Origin of the sequence: Spirillospora sp. NPDC052242 (genome assembly GCF_040679555.1) — a bacterium.
Classification (GTDB): Bacteria; Actinomycetota; Actinomycetes; order Streptosporangiales; family Streptosporangiaceae; genus Spirillospora.
The window spans coordinates 1-1,321 of sequence record NZ_JBFAUZ010000116.1; the positions used below are offsets into that span (position 1 = coordinate 1).

1 protein-coding gene is annotated in these 1,321 nt (G+C 72.4%); it reads left to right on the forward strand.

The annotated features are described in order from the left end of the window. Nucleotides 1-239 precede the first annotated feature (239 nt). Nucleotides 240-1,304 (forward strand): IS110 family RNA-guided transposase, encoded by a 1,065-nt coding sequence (locus AB0L25_RS41035; protein WP_500179059.1) that lies wholly within the window; start codon nt 240-242, stop codon nt 1,302-1,304. Nucleotides 1,305-1,321 lie beyond the last annotated feature (17 nt).

The following is a 1,321-nucleotide window of genomic DNA, read 5'->3' on the forward strand; positions in this document are numbered from 1 at the left end:
CTGACAGTGATGATGTAGGTGAGCGCCTCCCGCTGGGGTCTGGCCCAACGCCTGACTGGCCTGGTGCCTTCAACGGGATCTGCCGACCCTGCGCGGGAGGCGCTCATGTGCACTCACCGGATATGGCGGGGTGACCTAATAAGAGCCTGGCCAGAGGCCCCATCACTGTCTTGTCCCACCGTCCGGCCGGTGCGTGCCGCCCCGCCCCCGGCCAGGAGAACAGGACGACGATGACCCCCATTACACCCGATGACGCGGCGATCGGCGAGGTCGCCGGCGGCGTCGACACCCACGCCGACACCCACACCGCCGCCGTACTCGACCCGGTCGGCCGTATCCTGGGCACCGAGCAGTTCCCCGCCGACCGGGCCGGATACACCGCCCTGCTGGACTGGATGCGCTCGTTCGGGCGCCTGGAGCGCGTCGGGGTCGAGGGCACCGGCGTCTACGGCACTGGCCTGGCCCGCCTGCTGCACGACGCCGGCGTCCAGGTGATCGAGGTCGACCGGCCCGACCGCAAGACCCGCCGTTTCCAGGGCAAATCCGACCCGATCGACGCCGTCGCCGCCGCGAAGACGGCCCTGGCCGGGGAACGCACCGGTGCCCCCAAACGGCGCGACGGCCGCGTCGAGGCGCTGCGCAACCTGCGGGTGGCCCGCCGCAGCGCGGTCGGCCAGCGCGCCGACGCCCAGCGGCAGATCAAGGCACTGATCGTCACCGCCCCCGACGGACTGCGCACACGCCTGCGCGGCCTGCCCGCCCGCGAGCTGATCGCCGCCTGCGCCGCCCTGCGGCCCGACCCCGCCGACGCCGCCTCGCCCGAGACCGCCGCCGAAATCGCCCTGCGGTCCCTGGCCCGCCGCCACCAGCGGCTGTCGGCCGAGATCACCGAGCTGGACGAGCTGCTCCGACCCCTGGTCGCCGCGATCAACCCCGAGCTGGCCGCCGTCAACGGGGTCGGCACCGACGTCGCCGGGCAGCTCCTGGCCACCGCCGGGCAGAACCACGACCGGCTCCGCTCCGAAGCCGCGTTCGCCATGCTCTGCGGCGCCGCCCCGATCCCCGCCTCCTCGGGCCGCACCCACCGGCACCGCCTCAACCGCGGCGGCGACCGGCACGCCAACGCCGCCCTCTACCGCGTGGTGATCTGCCGCTTGCGCTGGGACCCCCGCACCCGCGCCTACGCCGAACGACGCACCAAGGAAGGCATGACCAAGAAAGAGATCATCCGGTGCCTCAAACGCTACGTCGCACGCGAGCTCTTCCAGATCATCACCGCTCACGATCTCGAACTCGCCGCTTGACATCCATAAGAGCATCC